Origin of the sequence: Photorhabdus thracensis, from assembly GCF_001010285.1 — a bacterium.
GTDB classification, from domain to species: domain Bacteria; phylum Pseudomonadota; class Gammaproteobacteria; order Enterobacterales; family Enterobacteriaceae; genus Photorhabdus; species Photorhabdus temperata.
In genome coordinates this window covers 1,180,553-1,202,934 of sequence record NZ_CP011104.1, presented here as the reverse complement: position 1 = coordinate 1,202,934, position 22,382 = coordinate 1,180,553, and the positions used below count along the sequence as shown (strand labels likewise).

Here is a 22,382-nt window from a genome sequence, read left to right as displayed (position 1 = left end):
ACTGGATAATAATGAAATGCTTGAAATATATTGAGTGGGCAAATAATTATTTTATATTGCCTAGATTTACTCTTTACTATAAAAAACAGTAAATAAAATAGCCTAATATCAATAGGGATTTAAGTATTTGAGCATGTTCTGTGTTTTGGCAAGGGCTCAGTTTGTGTCTTAGAGCTGAATAATTTAACCGCCTTAACAAATTTGGATAATAGTTAATCTTAATTAAAACAATAAGTTGAATTAAAAATTGAGGTGTGTTATTTTCTTCACAATGACAATAATGCAAGTGGTTATCATTTGCATTTGCATTTTTTTTTAGTTGTTTATATAATTCCTCAAGTTTTTTACTAATGGATGGTAAAAGCGTTTTTGCCGGTATTACTGAATGCCTATACCAGCTTCTTCTTGGAGATTAGCTATCTATGTTAAAGCATAGCGTAACCACTATTGCTGTGTTATCTGTTTTTTATTCTCATCAGAGTTTGGCAAATAAAAATAGCAAAACTGATTCGTTGGATACTGTTGTTGTAACTGCGGAGAAAGTTTCTGCGGATCAGCAAAAAACAGCAATAAGTATGACGGCATTATCTGACTTTGATATTGAGCGGAAAGGGATTGAAAACTTTTATGAAGTTGTTTCAGAAGTTCCCAATTTATATATGATAAAAGCAGGTAACCCATCTGATGCTGGGTTTATTTCATTGCGGGGTGTGACGCCTGGAATGGAAGGAGAACAAGCGGTCGGTTTCTTTACTGATGGTGTGTATAGCAGTTCATTTGATACCGAATTACTGGATATTGAACGCGTTGAAGTATTACGTGGCCCACAGGCAACATTATATGGCCGAAATACTGAAGCGGGGGTTATTAATATCATTACCAAAGATCCCGATCCGGTAACGGAACGGAAACTTGGTTTCTCATATGGTAATTATAATCGTTTGCAGACTACTGCTATTTTAGGTGGTGGTATTGATGAATATGGCGATTGGTCTTACCGTACAGCATTACGTTATTTGAATAGCGATGGCTATTTTAAACGAGATTATGATAATAAAAAGAATATAAATGATGTTAATGATTTTAACGGCAGATTTAAGATCCGCTGGCAGCCATCAGATGGGCCGTGGGATATTATTACTACATTTGATGCACAAAACCGCAGAAACGGAAACGCCTCATTTGCACCGCTCGATAAAATCAAGAGAGGGACAAAATCGATAGATTCTGATTATGCAGGTAAATCAGACGCTAATATTTATAAAGGATCTATTAAAGCGGTCTATCAATGGGATCGTATGGATCTGACTTCAATTAGTGCATATACTTCAGAAGATAAAAAAGATTATCAGGATCTCGATTTTACTCGTAAATCACATTCAAAATTATTCATTGACCGCAAACAAAATTATTTCTCGCAGGAATTACGTCTTAACTCCAAAAATACCGGGCCATTTAACTGGCTGGTTGGTATGTATTACTTTAATCAGGATGATAAATTAGATATTGATTACAGGATGTTACAGTTTGGTTATCAGGTTAAGAATACCAACGTTAAGACCAATAATTATGCTCTGTTTGGTAATACCAGTTATTATCTGACGGATAATGTAGAGCTGGTTGCTGGGCTGCGTTATGACTATGAGAAAAAGAATCTGAAATTCGGAAAAACAGAAAATTTCTCAGGAATAACCAGAGAAAATCTGACTGATAACCTCTCTTTTGATGCCTGGTTACCAAAAGCTGGGGTCAATTATTATGCTACGGATAATGCTATGTTATATGCCAGTATTGCCCGTGGTTATAAAAGTGGAGGGTTTAACAGTTTGGCGCCTAAGGAGCAGCGCCGTTTTGATGCTGAATACACAACCAACTATGAGATTGGTCTGAAATCAGAATGGTTGGATAAGACCGTGCGCTGGAATACCGCATTATTTTGGATTGACTTTACGGATCAGCAGGTTGAAAAGCAATTTTATCCAGAATCCGTTACCCAGAATGCAGGGAAATCAATCAGTAGAGGGCTTGAATCGGAAATCTCCTGGAGAGTGATTAAGGGGCTGACATTATCTGCTAATGCAGGTTTCAATGATGCTCATTTTACTGAGTTTAAAGACAGTATTTATGACAAAAGTGGAAAAGTTGTAGGTGTTACCGATTATAAAGATAAACGCCCGGCAAATACACCAAACTACACCTATGGCGTTGGTGTAGATTATAGTTTCCTGAACGGATATTTTATCCGTGCGGATTATAATATTGCTGGTAAAGTTTATTTTGATAATGCTAATTCTCAGAAGCAATCTAATTATGGCTTGTTGAATCTTCGGGCTGGATATGAAACACCAGATTACGATATTACATTCTGGGCGAAGAATTTGTTAAATGAGACTTATGTTACTCGTGCATTCCCAATGCGTGACCCAATGACCGGAGAGAACGGTTGGTATGGTCGTGCAGGAGAGCCTTTAACTTATGGTGCGACAGTCAATATTAAGTTCTGATAAATAGTAAACTGAATGATTATACAGACCACCACAACAATCCCTGTTGTGGTGGTTTATAAGAGCAGTTAAATTCATTAACTACTCTTATATGCTATGCATTATTTATAAATTTTTCACTGCCTGCTATTACTACCATTTTAAATGATAGTAATAATTATAAGGAATTAAGGTATGAATGATAAGAATAATTTATCAGGATGGGTAAGAGATACTCTTTATTTATATGCAAATAAACAACCTAACGAAACGGTTTTAAGATATTGCCTTAAGGATAATACACAAGAATTTAACTATAAAGATATTATCTGTCTCAGTAGCTATATTGCACGCCATATAAGTTACCGCGAAAATGCTAAAGCGATTATTCTGATACCGGGTAATGCTCAGTTTATTTTGGGGTTTTTAGCTTGTATCATCCGTGGTGTTACGGCTGTTCCGGTTAACTTACCTGCCAGTCATCGTCTTGGACGAGTAGCGGATACAATTAATTATATCTTTGCAGATTGTCAGCCAGAATATATTATTACTTTAAAAAGCTCGGTTGATGAAATTGAGAAGCGGCAATGGCATATAGGTCGTCAGGTTATTGTACTAGATGATATTCTTACGGAGAATGATATATTAGAAATACCATCAGCTAATGAATATAAAGAGCTAATGTGTCCGAATGATGGCCCGGTATTTCTTCAATATTCTTCTGGTTCTACCGGTAAGCCGAAAGCTGTCTGCAATTTTGATGCAAATATGCAGGCCCAACATGAGATATTGCTTGAATTACATCGTGATTGCCAGCCACGAATTATTACGGCCAATTGGATACCGTTTTATCATGATATGGGCATGTTTTGCGGACTATTGACGCCACTATTATCTGGCGGTTGTTGCAACTTTATTTCTCCCAGCCATTTCACGGCTGATCCTGCCCGCTGGCTAAAGCTGATTACTGATTATTCAGCAAATTCCACAGCCGCACCAGATTTCGCTTGGCAACTGTGCATTGATAGTATCACTCAAGAGCAGGCGACAGAATTCGATCTCTCTTCGCTTAAAATGGTATTGAATGCCGCAGAACCTATCCGGGCTGAAACTATGCCGCGGTTTGCCCGCCACTTTTCCGTATCAGGTTTTAACCCTTTGAGCTTTGTGCCCGCTTATGGTATGGCGGAAGCAACACTTGTCATCAGCCGCAAACCCGCCGGGATGCCATTCATTAGCCAGTGTTTTGATGCGGATAGACTTGCTTCCGGTTACGCTGTTCCTGCGGAAAATGGCCGTGAACTGGTGAGTTCAGGGCAGGTTGTCAGTGGATGGAAACTGCGGATTGTTGATCCTGAAACCGGTGAAATATTACCGGAAGGGCGGGTGGGTGAAATTTGGGTTGATGGTGATTCCAAAGCGCCTGGTTATTGGCAGAAACCCGAACTTAGCCAACAGACTTTTATGGCTTGTCTTAATCAGTCTATAGATAAAAGCCATTATTTGCGGACGGGTGATTTAGCCTTTATCTGGCAGGGGGAGCTTTATATCTGTGGTCGACATAAAGATCTTATTATTGTCGCCGGCGAAAATTACATGCCAAATGATATTGAAGCCAGTATCGAGATGGGATGTGAAGACGTAAAAATTGGTGGAGCTTGTGCTTGCCAGCAGGTAGAAAGCGGTGAGTTGTTTGTCTTTGCCGAAGTTTATCGCCACCTTGAAGGGACTAAATTACAGGTCATTGCCCAGCAGATTGCAGCCAGAGTCGCATCGGATTTTCAGCTTTCACTGGCGAATGTGGTGTTATTGCCTCATGGAGCATTAAAGAAAACTTCCAGTGGAAAAATCCGGCGCAAACAAATGTTGGCTGATTTTGAGAATAGCCAACTAAAAGTGCTCTTTGCTTTGCCGTGTGATATTGACAAAAAAGAAGCTTCTTCCTTACCTGGTTGGCTTTATCAGCTTCTTTGCAGTTTGCTTCATTTAGATAACCCAGATCCTGCCTGTGGTTTTGCTGAATTGGGATTAACCAGCCTGTTAGCAGTTCGCTATTGCCAGCAAATAAATAAAATCTGGTGTTGTAATCTAACCCCAGCTGATTTATTTGCTTACCCAACTATTACTCAGTTGGCTAAATATATTGATAAATTATCAGATGAAAAAATCACGGTATCTGCCACAAAATCTGAATCAACCAGAAATGAACAGATTGCAATTATTGCGATAAGTTGTCGCTTACCGGGGCAAACAAGTAACAAATGGCAACAATATGGGCAATGGTTGGCTAAAAGCGAGTTAGCTGTCAGGCCCGGCAATTCAGCGCTTCGTCAGTTTGCGCTTCCTATTGGCGCTCTGGAAGGTATTGATCAATTTGATGCCCGTTTCTTCAACATTTCAGGCCGGGAAGCCGTATTACTTGATCCTCAGCAGAGGCTATTGCTTGAATTAAGTTGGCATCTGTTCGAACAGGCAGGATGGTTGCCGGAGCAACTGAAACAATCGGACACGGGTTTCTTTATCGGTCAGAGCGGCAGTGAGTTTGGTCAGCAATTACTGAAACTGAATAATCCTGAATATGCCAAAAGTTATTTGGCTACTGGGATTAATACAAGTGCAAGTTCTGGCCGATTAGCGAAGTTCTATGGAACAACCGGTCCTGCACTCACTATTGATACGGCTTGCTCTTCTTCTCTGGTGGCATTGGATACGGCGATTCGCAGCTTACAGCAAGGGCAATGCCACGCTGCTGTTGCCGGTGGCGTTAACATTTTACTGTCACCGCAGATTGAACAGACATTGATAAACGCCGGCATGTTATCGCCTAAGGGCCGATGCGCTACGCTGAGTGAAGACGCGGATGGCTATGTCAGAGGTGAAGGTGCGGCATTACTATTACTAAAACCTTATCAACAGGCTCTGGATGATGGTGATCCGGTGTTGGCCGTGATTGAATCCAGTTGTGTCGCTCAGGATGGTGAAAGTAGCAGCTTGACTGCTCCGAATCCACAAGCCCAGTCAGCAATGCTTAAGCGGTTGTTGGAACAGGCTGATATTGCGCCTGATGATATTGATTTGCTGGAGATGCATGGCACGGGTACAGCCTTAGGTGATCCGATTGAATTACAGGCTATTGACAGTGTTTATGGCAAACGACACCAGCCGTTGCCGTTGGCCGCCTGTAAAGCACAGATTGGTCATTTGGAAGCCGCCGCGGGTGTGGCCTCTGTGGTTCGGGCTGTGGCGCAGATACAACAGCAACAACTGTTTGGTCATCCAACGCTGGCCTCGTTCAGCGCTAAATTGTCAGCGTTAATGCCACGTTATCGCTACAGTAAACAGACTGAATCTCATCAAATAGAACGAGTTGCAATCAGCTCATTCAGTTTTACCGGCACAATGGCGGGTTTAGTGCTGAGTAAAGCAAACTTATCTGACCCCACTATTCCTGTGCCATTTGTTGAAAATGGTTTATTGCCGCTTTCAGCCTGTAGTGCATCAGCATTGCAACAGATGGCTAATCAACTGGCGGATTTGCTAGAAAATCATCAGGAACAAGCTGGCGAACTGCTCAACGGTTGGTTGAAGAAACGTCATCATCATTTTGGCTGGCGGGTGCTAATCAGCTATCAGAATTTAGCCACGCTGATTGCGTCTTTACGCCATGTTGAGCCAATTCAAGTTGATCGTATAAAAATGTTAGAGAAGGGGAGTGATCCTTGTGATTGGTTACAAGGGCAATCCTATAACTGGGTTAAATATGCTGGAAACATGCCGGTTAGCCGATTTGCACTAGCACAACTTCCTCTCTATCCATTTAATCGTGAGAGTTACTGGCCGGAAGAACTGCGTTTAGTTGAACAGGAAACACAGGAGCAATCCGAGTCTTGTTCAGGTCATACTGGCTTTGATTTCGTTATCAATTGGGTAGCGGACGTGCTGGGAACTGAGCCTAACGCATTAGCAATGGATGATAATTTGCTTAATTTGGGCATTGATTCATTGCAGATGTTGGATCTGGTGGATGAATGCAAAAAACAGCATGTCATTCTGTCATTATCTTCCTTATTCGAACAGCCAACATTAGCCGCATGGCAACAGTGTTGGTTTTCTGCTGCTCAACCTGAAAATGTCTCAAAAGAGTCAGAACAGCCGGTTATAAAATGGAATGGCGAGCCTTTTGAACTCACTTCGGTTCAGCAAGCCTACTGGACGGGGCGGCAAAAAGAGCAGACGTTGGGCGGAATCGCTTGTCAGGTCTATCTGGAACTGGATTGTCCGCTACTGAAGAACAGTGATATTGAATGGGCAGTGAATCAATTACATCAGCGCCATGATATGTTGCGGATGCGTATTACCGGTGATGGTAAAGGGGAAATTACGGCTTACCAGCCGGTATCCATTGAATCTTATGACTGGCAACAACTTTCACCGAGTTTATTGGAAGAGAAAAGATTCACGCTCAGGAAACGTCTGGAAACTAAAGTTGCAGATCTGACAATTGATAGCGGATTTGGCGTGATGGTAAGCCATACCGTAAATAGCAGTCGCTTACATATTAATATTGATATGGTGATGGCGGATGCTATGAGCCTTCAGATTTTGTTGAGAGAGCTCAGTCAGCTTATTTTGATGCCGGGTGTGCTTCTTCCTCAATTAAATTACAGCTTCCCGCAATATCTGTGTGAACAGGCCGCTGATAGTCAGTTAATCGACAATCGTCAATACTGGCAAAAAAGATTGGTTGAGCAGTTCCCTTTTGCGCCTCAGTTACCACTGGCAGTTAAACCGGAACATATTGATAAGCCTGATTTCCATCATCGTCAGTGGAGTCTGGAACAACAGCGTTGGTTATCATTGAAGGAACTTGCCCGCAGCAATGGTATAACTCCTTCAATGTTGCTGGCGAATTGCTTTGCTGAAACATTGCGTGGTTGGGCTGAATCGCCGGATTTCACACTGAATCTGACGATTTTCAACCGTCGCGGAGAGCATCCTCAACTGCCTGATTTAGTTGCGGATTTCACAACATTACTGTTGCTGGCTTGTCATACGCAGGCGGGGAACAGCATCTTAGAGAACAGCCGGGCTCTTAATCGCCAGTTTATGTCAGATCTGGATCATGTGGATTACAGCGCGATACAGGTTATGCGGGACTGGTCGCAGATGTGCGGGCATCAAGTTCTTATGCCGGTGGTATTCACCAGTAATCTTGGCCGTGATTTGCTTAACGGTAATGAGCTGGGAGAGCTGAATTATCTGGTATCCCAGACGCCACAAGTCTGGATTGACTGCCAGGTGATGGAACATCAAGGCGAGTTATTAGTCAGCTGGGATTGTGTCGATGGGTTATTCCCTCAAGGCATGCTTGATCAAATGTTTAGTTTTATGACTCATCTGATCAGCGCAATTACAGATGACCCTCAACTCCTCTCAAAGCCGGTTTCGCATTATGTCACGCCGGAAATTATTGAACAGCGTACAGAGCCTAAAGATCGTGATGGTATGCTTTTTACGCCACGTTTGCTGCATCGTCGTTTTTATGAGATTGCCGCATTGTGGGCAGATTCACCAGCAGTTATCACGCCTCATCAGCGACTAAGTTATGGCGAACTTGAACAGGGTGTACTGGAACTGGCTTACAGGCTGAAAGAGCAAAAAGTAAAAGCCGGAGATAATCTGGCATTACTGTTGCCAAAAGGTACAGAGCAAGTTGTTGCTGTTTTGGCTTGCTTGAGTGTTGGGGCGGTATATGTTCCGTTGGATGTCGCGCAGCAATCAGCCCGTTTACAGACCATCATCAGTCAGGCGGATATTTCGTTGATTATTACAAACAACGAATATCAGGAGCCTATTAGTGGTTGGTTTGATGCGGTTCTGAATATTGAGCAGACAGGTGACTCGCGACTGCCATTATCACAGGTGGTTTATGGGGAACCGGAACTTTCTGCTTATATCATCTTCACTTCTGGTTCTACCGGTACACCTAAAGGTGTGGTGGTATCTCATCAGGCTGCCGCTAATACAATTGATGATATTAATCGCCGTTATGGTCAGCGGAAAAAAACACGGGTATATGCCCTGTCGGCACTGAATTTTGATTTGTCGGTATATGACATTTTTGGCCCTCTTGCGTCAGGAGGTTCCTTGGTTATGCCTGAGGTAGGCCATGAGCGGGAAGCAAAACAGTGGCTGGAACAGCTGCATCAGGAACAGGTAACAGTCTGGAACAGTGTCCCGGCGCTGTTTGATATGTTGCTGGTGGCGGCTGAAAGTGATCCCCGTGGTTTGCCTGAGTCATTGCAACAGGTGTTGTTATCCGGTGACTGGGTTGGCCTGGATCTGCTTCCCCGTTTGCGTGAAGTCGGAAGCCAGGCTCAATTAACGGCAATGGGGGGAGCAACGGAAGCAGCAATTTGGTCTAACGCGATTGATGTCGATGTTATCCCGTCAGAATGGCGCTCAATTCCTTACGGTTATCCGCTCTCTAATCAGCATTACCGAGTCATGGATTCACAACAGCGGGATTGCCCTGATTGGGTCGCCGGAGAGTTGTGGATTGGCGGGGAAGGCGTAGCGCTGGGCTATTATGGCGACCGGGAAAAAACAGATACTCAGTTTGTTCTGCATCAAGGGCAGCGTTATTACCGGACGGGAGATTATGGGCGCTTCTGGCAGGGTGGATGCCTTGAGTTTCTTGGCCGCAAAGATAGCCAGATTAAACTGAATGGTTACAGGATTGAACTGGGTGAAATTGAGACTGTGGCTTTACGTCACCCTGCAATCAGTAAAGCCGTTGCATTGTGTTTATCTGAACCACAAAAACATCTGAGATTATTCGTTGAAGGTCAGGTTATCACGGGTGATTCTTCAACATTAGCTGATGATATATTGCCTGAAATGCCATCATTTGTTCAGGCGGAAAGCCGTCAGGATGATGAACAGCATATCGCTTTGTCGCTGTTGCAAAAGATATTGATTGATTCTTTGCAATTGACACTCACTCAACCACAGAGTGCAGAAATACTATATCAACAGGCAGGGGTGATACCTCGTTATCAACCACTATTTATTCAGTGGTTGAAGTGGTTGACGCATCAGGGATGGTTATCTGAAAGTGAAAAAGGCTGGCAGTTGAATCAAGGGTGGCAACCAGATAGCAAGCCGGTTCTGGCATCACGAATGGACGGAATTTATCAGGCGCTTAATGGGGGTTGTGACTGGATTGCTCAGGTTATTCAGGGGAAACAGAACCCACTGATGCTTATCGACGATCCTGTATTGTCACCGGAAGTTCTGGTTGTTGGTTCACCGGAAACTGAAGCGGTCATTACCCTTATTGCGGATCAAATCCATCAGTTATCCTCAATATTGCAGCGGCCTGTCAGGGTTGCAGAGCTGAATGGCCGTAGTGGTCTGTTTGCAGGCAAGTTACTCGGTCTATTATCAGATTTAGAGATTGAATATTGCTTGGTTGAACAGGCCGGTTCACTGCGTGAACTGGCGAAATATCGTCTGTCAGGTTATCCGCATCAGAGCCAGGTTTGTACAGTGCAAGAAGCGGCACATTATAGTGCCGATTTGGTCATCAGTAATAATGCACTGCATCGTTATGCCGATATCCGTCAGGGAATCTCTGATCTGCAAGTATTGGCATCTTCTGGCAGTGGCGTATTGGTGTTTGAAAGCCAATATCTCAGCCCACTGGCACAATTAACGGTGTTACTGCTGCAAGATGAAAACGGTTTTACTGATCTGCGACAAGGCCAGCAAGATCCGCTACTGGATAAGAAACGTTGGCAACAGCAGTTGTTGCAAGGTGATTTACCCGTGCAGTCTGTGACGGTAATGGGTGAAAACTCCATGCTATTGATGTGCAAAAACTGTAGTGGCAACGTTATAGTTAATCGCCACGAACTGACGCAGCATCTGACAGATTATCTTCCAGCTTATATGTTGCCGCAGTATTTGCATGTTTTAGATAAATTACCATTGAGCGCTAATGGAAAAATAGATCGCAAAGCACTTGAGCAATTAACTGTAGACGGGGCAGAGCAGGAAATTCCGCAATCTGCACAAGGCGTCGAATTGTCAGGAAAAGCCGAATATTTGGTGGCTAAGATCTGGCAACAGGTATTGGGCACAGAGCCAATGGCTGACAGTAATTTCTTCCTGCTTGGTGGTGATAGTTTACATGCTACCCGTATTGTTGTGGCGTTGGAATCAGCAGGGGCTGTAGATGTCACACTGGCTCAGGTGTTCTCCTCCCCGGTGTTGCGTGATTTTGCTCGATTGATGACTTTTGCTGAACTGCCAAAAACAAAAGTGATGCAGCTGCAACATCAGGAAAGTGAACGTTATCAGCCATTCCCGCCTACAGATGTACAACGTGCCTATCTGATGGGGCGTCAGGCTGGTTTCCGTCTCGGTGGTGTTGCCACTCATTATTATAACGAATACGAAGGTCAGCCTTTTGATGCAATGCGGTTAGAACAGGCTTTATCCGCATTGATTGCCCGTCATGATGCATTGAGAATTGTCTTTGACGAGCAAGGAATGCAACGGGTGTTGCCACAGCAGCCAAAACCTGCACTAGACGTGATCCACTGTTCTGATCAGCAATGGTCAGAAGAAACCAGTAAATTGCGGGAAAGTTTATCTCACCGGGTACTTGATCCGACACAATGGCCGCTGTTCCATGTGACGCTGATTCAGTCAGATAATGGGCGTAATCGCCTGTATATCGGGTTGGATAACTTGATCCTTGACGGCTTGAGTATGCGTATTTTCTTCACCGAACTTGAGCAGCTTTATCAGCAACCGGAAGGGGTATTGCCATCCGTTGGGATTGGTTTCCGTGATTATCTCACCACGGTGATTTCTGATGAAGAGAAGAGCCGTAAATCGGCAAATTACTGGCAAGAGCGGCTGGCAGAATTACCTGAAGCGCCAAAGCTGCCACTGATTTGTGATCCGCAGTCATTGGGGACTCCCCGGTTTAAACGTTGGCAATCTGTTTTGCCACGGCAGCAGTGGCAAACTCTGACAGAAAAAGCCCGGCATTATCAAGTGACGCCTTCTTGTTTGTTGCTGACTTGTTATGCACAGGTGCTGGCGAAATGGTCAGAATCGGCTTCATTGAGTATCAATGTGACGTTGTTTGATCGTCAGCCATTACATCCTGATATCAACCATATTCTGGGGGATTTCACTTCGCTTCTGTTACTGGAATGTCACCATTTAGCCGATGAAAACTGGCTTAACAGAGCACAGCGGTTACAGCAACAGCTTTGGCAAGATCTGGCTCATACTGATGTTTCGGCTGTATGGGTTATCCGTGAATTGAATAAACAACGGCAAGTTACCGATTTGGCTATGCCCGTCGTGTTTACCAGTGCGTTAGGGGCAGCAGTCATGCCTTATCAAGAGAGTGCACAACCGTTCCCGCCGGCTATCTGGGGAATTTCTCAGACTCCTCAGGTTTGGATCGATCATCAGGTATATGAGCAGGATGGAGAATTACGTTTCAACTGGGATGTGGTTGATGGTCTGTTCCCGCAAGGTATGATTGATACGATGTTCAGCGCATATTGTGATTTGCTGACGCAGTTAAGTGTGACCCCGGACTGGCGTACTCAGGTGAATGTAGCGCTGCCGAGACAACAGCAGCAATGTCGTCAACGGGTTAATGATACGCATCAGGAATTGAGTTTTGCACCAATGCATCAGCGTGTTGGGCAGGCGATGACACAGTTTGCGGATCGAACAGCGATTATTGATGGTGAGCAGCAGGTCAGTTATCAACAGTTAGAACAACATGTGCAACGATTGGCTCAGGTTTTGGTTGAACAAGGCGTTTGTGCGGGTGATTGTGTTGGTGTTGCGTTACCAAGGGGTTATCAACAAGTCGTCGCAGTACTGGCTGTTCAGTGGTTGGGTGCGGCTTATGTTCCAATCTCTGTCGAGTGGCCTGTGCTGCGCCGGGAACAGGTTGCCCAGCAGGCGGGGTTGATTCGTGTTGTAGCGGATAGCCACTTGCAATGGACGGAATCTGTCGCAATTGTTGATATTAACCAGTCACCGCTGACAACAACGGCGATTCAACCCTGGCATTCACAATCTCAGGATTTGGCTTACATTATTTTCACTTCTGGCAGCACTGGCGTACCAAAAGGCGTAGCGATAAGTCATGGGGCTGCGGTCAATACTATTGAAGCAATCAATCGGCAGCATTGTGTTGGTAAACAGGACAAAGTTCTGGCGCTGTCTGCACTGCATTTCGATCTTTCTGTGTGGGATATTTTTGGTGTGCTGTCAGCGGGCGGGACTTTGGTCACGGTACCTGAAACCTATTCTAAGGATGCTGCACATTGGTTGACTTTGATAAAACAGCACCAGATAACGCTATGGAACAGTGTGCCAGCCCTACTGGAAATGGCGCTGTTACTGAGTGAAAACGGTGAACAGACCGATGCCCTTACCAGTTTGCGTTTGGTCATGCTCTCCGGTGACTGGATTAACCTTGCATTGCCTGAGCGTTTGAAGCGTTGGGTACCACAGGTGCGATTGGTTTCTATGGGAGGGGCGACCGAAGCGGCCATTTGGTCGAATTACTGGTTAGTGGACGAGCTTGATCCTGAATGGAATTCTATTCCTTATGGATTACCGCTGCCGAATCAGCGTTTCCGGGTAGTCAATGAACTAACAGAGGATTGTCCTGATTGGGTTGCTGGTGAACTGTGGATTGGTGGTCATGGTGTGGCGCTGGGTTACTTCGGTGATGATGAGCGCACTGCCAATCAGTTTATTTCCTGGCAAGGCGAGCGTTGGTATCGTACCGGTGATATGGGGCGCTATCACCCAACAGGCGTACTGGAATTCCTGGGACGGCGTGATCAGCAGGTTAAAATTTCCGGCTACCGTATTGAGCTGGGTGAGATCGTACAGGCTCTGAAAAATTGTGACGGTATTGAAGATGCGTTGGTATTTGTTAATCAACGCGGCAAGCGTCCGTCCCTCTCAGCTTGCGTCTTGGCATCGCAAGAGCCGGATTGGTCGCTGTTGCGGCAACAACTGTCGGCACAATTACCAGAATATGCGGTTCCGGTTGAGTTTGGTTGGCTGTCTTGCTGGCCGTTGACAGACAACGGTAAGCTGGATCGTAAAATGATTGAGCAACAACCACGGAATGTTGTCAGTCAGGTTATGGACACGTTGCCGGAAAGCCCATTGGAAAAACAACTGGCAGATGTGCTGTTGCCATTGCTCAATCTGACGCAACTCAGCGTTCATGACAATTTCTTTGCCCTTGGCGGCGACTCCTTTATTGCAACCCGTTTCACTTCTGAACTGAGGCGGCGTCATAACATTGATTTACCACTCTGGCAGGTTTTTAACCTGCAAACCATTGCACGTATGGCACAACAACTACAATCCACTCCCGCAGAGGAAGCGGAAATGATTTTTGAGGAAGGTTCTTTATGAATAGCCAGGAAACTATACAGAAAAAAACAGTACAGCTATCAGCTTCACAACAAGCTGTTCAGCTTTTACTGCAACTTGAACAACAACAGGCTAAATTCTGGCTGGAAGGTGATGCGTTGAAGTTTCGCGCACCTGAGGGAGTGATGAGTCATCACGTTATTGCTCAGTTGAAGAATTTGAAACCACAAATTATTGCGTTAATACAGGAGTGGCAGGAACCACAGAATTTTGTGGTAAACCCGGCGCAGAAGCATTTGCCTTTTGCTTTAAGTGATGTGCAGTCAGCTTATTTTGTCGGGCGTCATGCAATGTTCGATTATGGTGGTGTGGGTTGTCACGGCTATTTTGAGATTCTGACTGAACATTGGGACGTTAAACGTCTTGAACAGGTATGGAATCAGCTGATCCAACGCCACGATATGTTGCGGGCAGTATTCACTGTTCAGGGGCAGCAACAGATTTTGCCGGAAGTGGATCGTTTTACTATTGATTGCGATTCCTCTTCGCAGGAAGAACTTCGGCAAACCATGTCTCACCGGGTTTATCAGACAGATTGTTGGCCTCTATTTGATCTGAAAGTCAGTCAGGCGGCAGGGAAATCCTGCCTTCATTTCAGTATTGATTTGCTGATTGCGGATTTTCTCAGTGTACAAATTTTGCTGGCAGAACTGTTAAAAGGTTATCAAGAGCCTCAGACAGAACTTGCTCCATTGCAGGCCAGTTTCCGTGATGTGATGGAGTTTGAGCGCCGCCACCACCATCAGCGCAGTTATGCCAGCGCGCGTGAATATTGGTTGAAACGTCTGCCTGAGTTGCCGGCCAGCCCACAATTACCTCACCTTCCAGTACAAAGTGGCGTTGTTCCTCGTTTCAGTCGTTACGATTTGCAACTCACTACTAAGCAGTGGGAGCAATTGCAACAACATTGTCGTTTGCAGGGCGTCTCTCCTTCTGCACTGCTTTTGGCGCTATTTAGTGAAACACTTGTTCGCTGGTCAGAAACGAAATCTTTTTGCCTCAATCTGACAGTAATGAACCGCCGTGATCTTCATGAAGATATTCACCGGATGGTTGGGGATTTTACCAGCGTTAGCCTATTGCACGCGGATATCAGTCAGCCCCTCTCATTGCTGGAACGGGTGAAAAATCTACAGACGCAACTGTGGCAGGATTTGGAACATAACGCATTCAGCGGTATTGAGGTGATGCGTGAGCTGGCGCGACAGAGGGGAGCAGAAGCTGCGAGAATGCCGATAGTATTTACCAGTGCATTAGTTGGCGAGGGTAAAGAGCAGGCGCAGGACATTATCAGCCAATTACCGATGGATATTGAGATTGGCTATGGTATCAGTCAGACCCCACAAGTATGGATTGATTGCCAAGTGATGGCTCGTAACGGAGGGTTATTGATCAACTGGGATATCATGGAGGGAGTATTCCCGGTAGATCTGATCCGCGATATGTTCAGTTGCTTTACTGGCGCGATATATCAGGTATTGGAACAGGTTGATGTGTGGGGTCAGGCACTCGTCATTAATCTGCCGGAGTACCAGCAAAAAACACGGCAACAGGTTAATGCAACTGAGGCAGTGATTAAATCGGCGCTATTACATCAGGGTATCTTGGAACAGGCCGGTAAAACGCCTGATACATTGGCATTGATTGATGCGTGTGGGCCGATGACCTATCAACAGATGGTAACACGCGCCACAAAATTGGCTGCCTTTTTGCCTCAAGGTGGACATAGCGCGGTATTGATGGAAAAAAGTGCGGAGCAGGTTATTGCGGCCTTGGCGATTCTAATCGCTGATGGTGCTTATCTGCCACTTGATATTTCACAGCCGTTGCCACGGATATTGCAAATTCTGACTGATGCACAGGTTAGTGCAGTATTGACCGATAATGAAGTTTTAGCTCAACAGTTACGGGAACAGGGATTTAATGCTGCCAGCATCGGGAATGTGTCAGAACTGGCAACCCTTTCTGCTGTGTCAGTGAAGCAAAATGATCCGCATAATCTGGCTTATATTATTTATACCTCTGGGAGTACCGGGCAGCCGAAAGGCGTGATGATAAGCCATGATGCGGCGCTGAATACCATCAGCGATATCAATCGCCGTATGAATGTCACATCGACTGACCGCATGTTGGCACTGGCGAGGCTGAGTTTTGACCTTTCTGTCTACGATATTTTTGGTGTACTTAGCGCAGGTGGCGCGCTGATATTGCCGCAGGAACAGGATTTACAAAACCCTGCACAATGGGCACGGCTAATTGATAAGCATCAGGTTACGTTGTGGAACTCTGTCCCGGCGCAAATGACGATGCTGACCCGCTATCTGTCTGAAGGTGGGAAGGAATCCATTGGTAGCTTGCGTTGTGTGATGATGTCTGGTGACTGGATCCCGCTTAATTTGCCAACCGCTATTTATCAGCATGCGCCAGATGCTTATCAGTTCAGCCTGGGTGGGGCGACTGAAGCGGCTATTTGGTCAAATATCTGGCCGATAGAACCCGCAAAAACCTATCACAACAGCATTCCTTATGGCACGCCATTGGCTAATCAGCAGTTCCGTATTTTGGATCTCCGTGGGGAACCTTGTCCTGATTGGGTTGCGGGAGAACTTTGGATTGGTGGCCGTGGTGTTGCTCAGGGCTATTGGCAGGATGAAGAAAAAACCCGCCATCACTTTATCACTGACAGCCAGGGACAACGCTGGTATCGCACAGGAGACCGAGGGCGTTATACCATCAATGGCGTTATTGAGTTTCTTGGACGCTGTGATAATCAGGTAAAAATTCGTGGTTATCGGGTGGAAACGGGTGAGATAGAAGCCGTGTTGGAACGACATAATAGTGTGGCTCAGGCTGCGGTTGTCGTAAAAGGGGATAAACATAATCAGGAATTACACGCTTTTGTGGAAGCGGCGACAGAAAATTCTTTGGAACGGGCAGAAAAGCTGTATCAGCGCTATGAGATTGCATTACAAAAAGTACGCTCAGTTGCCAGCGATATTGAAGCAACGATAGATAAGCAAAAGGTAGAAAAGCTGGTTTGGTTCCTTGATCGTGTGGCTCTGTTGCATATGGCGGGTGCGTTGGTAGATGTCGGTGCTTTACAGGCAGGAAAGCCCGCTACCCTCGACTCTGTGATGGAAAACGGCAGTATTGCGGCAGAAAACCGGCAATTAACACGCCGGTGGCTGAGAGCGTTGGTTCAGCATCAGCTAATTCAGCAACAAGGTGAGTATTACCAGCTCAATGCTGATGTTTCAGAGTATGAAATCAAGCAGTGTTGGCAACAATGTTATGACTTGATGTCAGCATTGGATGATGACCAGGGCTTGCTTACCTATCTGGAACGCAGTAGCCAGTGTCTGCCAGAATTGTTGCAGGGCAAAGAAGATCCGCTGAATTTGTTGTTCCCTGATGGCAAGCTGGATGTGGCGACCAAAACTTACCAAAACAATCTGATCAGTAAAATGATGAATCGCTTGTTGCTGGCTGCGGCTGAACAAAAAGCGGCTCAGATTAACTATGAAGAAGGGCGTTGCCTGCGGGTATTGGAAATTGGGGCTGGTGTGGGCGGCACCAGTAACGTGTTGATCCCGAAACTGGCAGACTGGAAAGTCGAATATACCTTTACCGATGTTTCGCCATTCTTCCTGAATGAGGCCAGATTACGTTATCAGCAGTTTGATTTTGTTCGTTACCGGTTGTTTGATTTTAATCGTACACCGGTAGAACAAGGGTTGGATTGTGGTCAGTTTGACATGATTGTCTCTTCTAATGTTCTGCACAATGCGGTTATTGCCCGTCAGGGATTAGAGCATCTGCGCCAGTTACTGGCACCGGATGGATGGCTGTTGGTTATTGAAGCGACCCGGGATAATTACCAGTTAATGACTTCTATGGAATTTAAGCATGGTCTGAGTGATTTTGCCGATGAACGGCTGGAGCTGGATTCGCCGTTTATGCCGCAGAAAAACTGGCTTAATGCCATGAACGATGTGGGGGCGGAGACGTTATGGGCTTATCCGCCCGCAGAAGATGCGCTTTATCAGCTGGGGCAGAGTTTTATTTTGGCGCAATTTAATCTCAACCGTAGACCATGCAGCAGCACAGAATTGTTGGCGTCATTAAAACAACAACTGCCTGCTTATATGGTACCTGCTCGCCTTACCGTACTTGATCGCCTGCCGGTGACAGCTAATGGCAAAGTTGATCGTAAAGGTATGCCGGATTTACCGGAGCATAGCAGGAATGAACCAGTAGCAGAAAGCAACAGCAGTGACGAACTGGAACAGACCTTACTGACGTTGTGCCGGGAACTGCTTGGGCATAATAATATTGGTCTTGATGATGATTTCTTCGCCAGCGGCGGTGACTCATTATTAATAACGCAGTGGGTGAGCCGGATTCGTCAGGAGCTTGGGGAAAATAACGTTCCGTGGGAAGGCAGTTTGCGTCAGGTGCTACAGCAGCCAACCGTTCGTGCATTGGCGGCATTTTTGCGTACACAGTCAGTGCAGGATAAGAGAGCATCAGATAACCATGCTTGTCTGACGTTGTTGAAGGAAGGTCATGGTGATCCGGTCGTTATTCTGCATGAAGGCAGTGGTACGGTATTGCCTTGCCTGCCTTTGACTGAAAAACTTTCCGGGCCGGTTTATGCCTTGAGTGTGGTAGATACAGAAGCTTTCCTGCAAATTCCATCTGAGCAGTTAATCTCTCAACTGGCACGGCATTATCTGCGTGATATTCAATCTTTGCCTGGCAATTGCCATTTATTTGGTTACTGCATGGGGGGGTTATTGGCTTTTGAAATGGCGCGTCAGGCGATGGAAAATCAGACACCTGTTGCTTCAGTCACGATTGCCAGCAGTTATCAGATCCCTTACCTGATTGATGATCCATTGATGATAGATATGGCGATTATCTGGGGATTGTCAGTGGAGTGTCCGTGGCCGTTGCCTCAGGAACAACTGGAAACCGTCTATGAAGCTTTGCTGGCGGAAAAACCAGAGGTAATTGATCGTCATTCCGTCGCTGAATATGCCCGTGCTCGCGGAATGGATGCCTTTGCCGATGCTTATATGGCGGTGGTAGATATCCCGGAAGATCAGCGTTTACAGCAATTAGTCAGCGCTATTCGTAAAAATGAGATTGCTGAGAAAGAGTTGATCCGGATGTGTTCTGTTTTCCGTCACAGCATTCGGGGTGTTTGCCGTTATCAGCCAGACTATTTTGCCGGTGATCTGACGTTTGCCTGCCAAAATAGTGATACTTATTTGCTGCCTGCGCTCCAGCAGGACATGAAAGAATTCTGGCAGCAATATTGTCTTGGGAACGTGAATTATCTTTCACTGAATGGTGACCATTTTGACTGTATTAAATCAGATAATGTGATGCCATTGGTAAACCATCTTGAGCAGAGCAAAGCGCAGGTAAGCTAAATGAATTGGGATAGGAAAATTCTGGTAATAGGCGCTACGGGCGCAGTAGGCCGTTCTGTCGTTGCCGCATTAAACCAATTGGGTTATCAGGTGTCGGGTGCCGGGCGTCGTCCCTGTGCTGAATTAACTGATTATCATCAGATAGATTTATTTGATGAAAAAGCACTGACTGAACTTTGTCAGCCATTTTCTTTGATCATTAATGCCGCAGGTCCTGCTTCGCAAATTCAGGACAGAATTGCCAGAGCAGCATTGGCTTCGGCAACGCACTATCTGGATGTTGCGGGAGAACCGGTTGTCTGGCGGCAATTAGCCTCAGATGAGAAATTAGCGCCTTTATTACAGAAATCAGCTTGTGTCTTGGGCGCGGGATATGTTCCGGGATTTGCCTCGATTTTACCTTTTTTAGCCGCGAACCGGCTGAAAACAATGGGTAAAGTGCGGTCATATATTGGCGGAATAGAACCTTTTACGGTGACTTCCGCCATTGATTTTATTGATAGCCTGAATGAACAGAATGGTAAAGCAGGTCATATCTTATCTGGAGGAACGCTACAACGGGCAGCAATAGAAAAAAATGTTCAGCCTGAAACCGCTAACAGGGCATTTGATGCCCTGCCATATCTCAGTTTTGAGTTGGAAAGAGTTGCCCGTCAACTCAATCTGGTTGATTTCGCTGCATTTAATTTACTGGCAGATCGTCAGCTATTGCTGACAGATCAATTTAATGGTGAGCAGGGAATTAAACAGCTGATCAGCCAGAGTGAAGAACTAACGCATCATTATGGTCAACAGCAACATATCTTGCTGGAAGCAGAAGGCGTACTGGTGGGGCAACCCGTTACTCTCATTGCCAGAGGGCGTTTTACTGATAGTTACCGTTTTACCGGAGTCGTTGCTGCATTGGCGGCGGATATGATGCTCAAAACACCACAATCAGGGTTGAAATGGCTATCTGATTTAGCTGATGCAGAGCAGTTATTGTCAGGGCTTGAGCACATGGGGGCCTTTGAATACTGGCAGATAGAGATGAAACAGCGTCAAAGTGCAGATTATGTTGAGGGGGAACTATGAGTCGTCCATTACGTGTTGTCGTCTGTGGTACGCTGTTCGGTCAGGTTTATTTGTCAGCATTTAAAACACATTTTCCCGGTTTTGAATTGGCGGGCATTATTGCCCGTGGCAGTGAGCGCTCGCAGCGGCTGGCGGCTGAATATCAGGTACCTTTGTATGAACAAGTTTCCCAGTTGCCGGATGATATTGACATTGCTTGTGTCGTGGTACGTTCTGCCATTGTCGGTGGCGCGGGCAGTGAACTGACAAAACAATTGTTGAGCAGAGGCATTCATGTTTTACAGGAACATCCGGTTTATCAGCGTGATGTGGCGGAATGTTTGAAACTGGCTCGCCAGAATAATTGCTGTTACTCAGTCAATACGCACTATCCGAATGTTCCGGCAGTACGGCAATTTACTGATTATTTGCAACAGGCTATGCAACATCAGCAACCTTTATTTATTGAAGCCACCTGTGGCGTTCAAGTGATTTGCGGTTTACTGGATATTCTGGGACGCGCATTAGGAAAATTCACGCCTTTTGCTTTTGGCGATGCGCATCACTGGGATAAACAATTACTGATGCAGGCCACCAGTTATCCGCCTTATACCACGATTCAAGGGGTTATTATGGGAATTCCTTTAACCCTGAATTTGCAGAATCAGCTTGATCCCGGCGATCCGGATAACCATTTCCACATTATGCAACGTATATGTGTCGGTCTGCCCAGTGGTAATTTGTTGTTGGTGAATACACATGGTCCGGTGTTGTGGAATTCACGTTTCCATATACCACGCCAACGTACAACCAGTGGGGTAAGGGAGCCTCTATTACCACAACAGGCGGCTCATTACTTTAAACCGCCAACGGCCGTTTCGTTGTATGACTGTTGCCCAAGTCTGGAACAGATCACTAATCAGCACTGGCCTGAGGCTATTCGTCATGCTTTGCGGCAATTTGCCATACAGATGGAACGGCCTGATCCCCGCATGGCGCAATATTTACTGACAATGGCTTCTGTTTGGAAAACCTTAATGAGTAAGGTTGGTAATCCCGAAAGTTTGCATGTGCCTGATCCTGTTCCACCTCAACCGGAGATCAGTGAATTTCTGAAACAACAGGAGGATGTTCACTATGTTTGATAACGTATCGTTTGACAGGGCAATGCGACTGATAAAGCCGGGAACCGGTAGCCAACTGATCTGTTTTCATTATGCCGGGGGCAGAGCAGAATATTTTATCCCCTGGCGTGACGGAATTTCAAAAGATACTGCGGTTTATGCCGTTCAATTACCAGGACATGGCTCGCGGATTAGCGAGCCGTTGCAAACTTGTATTCATCAGTTGGCAGACAGCTTGGTCGGGGCCTTGAATATTTTACCTTTACGTCCGACTTATTTTTTCGGGCATAGCATGGGCGCTGCGCTGGCATTTGAGGTGGCATTGCGTATGCAACAACAGGGTAGAAAAATCTGTGCATTATTTGTTTCTGCCCGTCTGCCGCCACACAAAAATAGTGGTAATGATTATCACCGTCGGGATGAGCAGCAATTGCTGAATAAAATTACTTCTCTGGGCGGTTCTGCGATTGATTATCAGACAATGCCTGAATTGAAGGCGTTGTTAATGCCCATTTTCCGTGCGGATTTTCAGGCTATCGAAACGTATCAACGCCGTTGCCAGCAACAACTTGATTGCCCGGTATTTGCTTGTGCCGGCGAACGCGATACGGAAGTTTCTCCGGAAGAGATGGCGCAGTGGCAGTGGATAACTAAAGGGAAATTTGAACTGAAGGTGTTTGATGGCGGGCATTTTTACCTCAATGATCAATCTTCAGCTTTATTTGACTATATCAATAGTCATATTGATGCGTTATGGCATCATTCGCGCAATCAATAAATTT

The 22,382-nt window shown here is 45.5% G+C and carries 6 protein-coding genes; all 6 read left to right on the top strand.

Features of this window, described 5'->3' with window-relative positions; all coding sequences use genetic code 11:
• The first annotated feature begins 422 nt into the window (after positions 1-422).
• The 6 genes from VY86_RS04730 (at position 423) to VY86_RS04705 (ending at position 22,378) form a co-directional block, all read left to right on the top strand.
• Positions 423-2,504 carry a TonB-dependent receptor gene (locus VY86_RS04730; protein WP_046974103.1) on the top strand — a complete coding sequence of 694 codons (2,082 nt, stop codon included), beginning with the start codon at positions 423-425 and terminating at the stop codon, positions 2,502-2,504.
• Positions 2,505-2,678: 174 nt separating this feature from the next.
• A complete protein-coding gene (locus VY86_RS23055) occupies positions 2,679-13,967 on the top strand; it encodes a non-ribosomal peptide synthetase (RefSeq protein ID WP_071880983.1) in 11,289 nt (3,762 codons plus the stop codon).
• Positions 13,964-19,423 carry a non-ribosomal peptide synthetase gene (locus VY86_RS04720; RefSeq protein WP_052760779.1) on the top strand — a complete coding sequence of 1,820 codons (5,460 nt, stop codon included), beginning with the start codon at positions 13,964-13,966 and terminating at the stop codon, positions 19,421-19,423. Before VY86_RS23055 ends, VY86_RS04720 begins: the two co-directional genes overlap by 4 nt.
• Positions 19,424-20,497 (top strand): NAD-dependent epimerase/dehydratase family protein, encoded by a 1,074-nt coding sequence (locus VY86_RS04715; protein WP_046974102.1) that lies wholly within the window; start codon positions 19,424-19,426, stop codon positions 20,495-20,497.
• The gene (locus VY86_RS04710) at positions 20,494-21,621 is read left to right on the top strand and encodes a Gfo/Idh/MocA family oxidoreductase (RefSeq protein WP_046974101.1); all 1,128 of its coding nucleotides are present in this window, start codon (positions 20,494-20,496) and stop codon (positions 21,619-21,621) included. Before VY86_RS04715 ends, VY86_RS04710 begins: the two co-directional genes overlap by 4 nt.
• Entirely contained in the window at positions 21,614-22,378 is a 765-nt protein-coding gene (locus VY86_RS04705) for a thioesterase II family protein (protein ID WP_046974100.1), read from the top strand. The genes VY86_RS04710 and VY86_RS04705 overlap by 8 nt, the downstream gene beginning before the upstream one ends.
• The last annotated feature ends 4 nt before the right edge of the window (positions 22,379-22,382 follow it).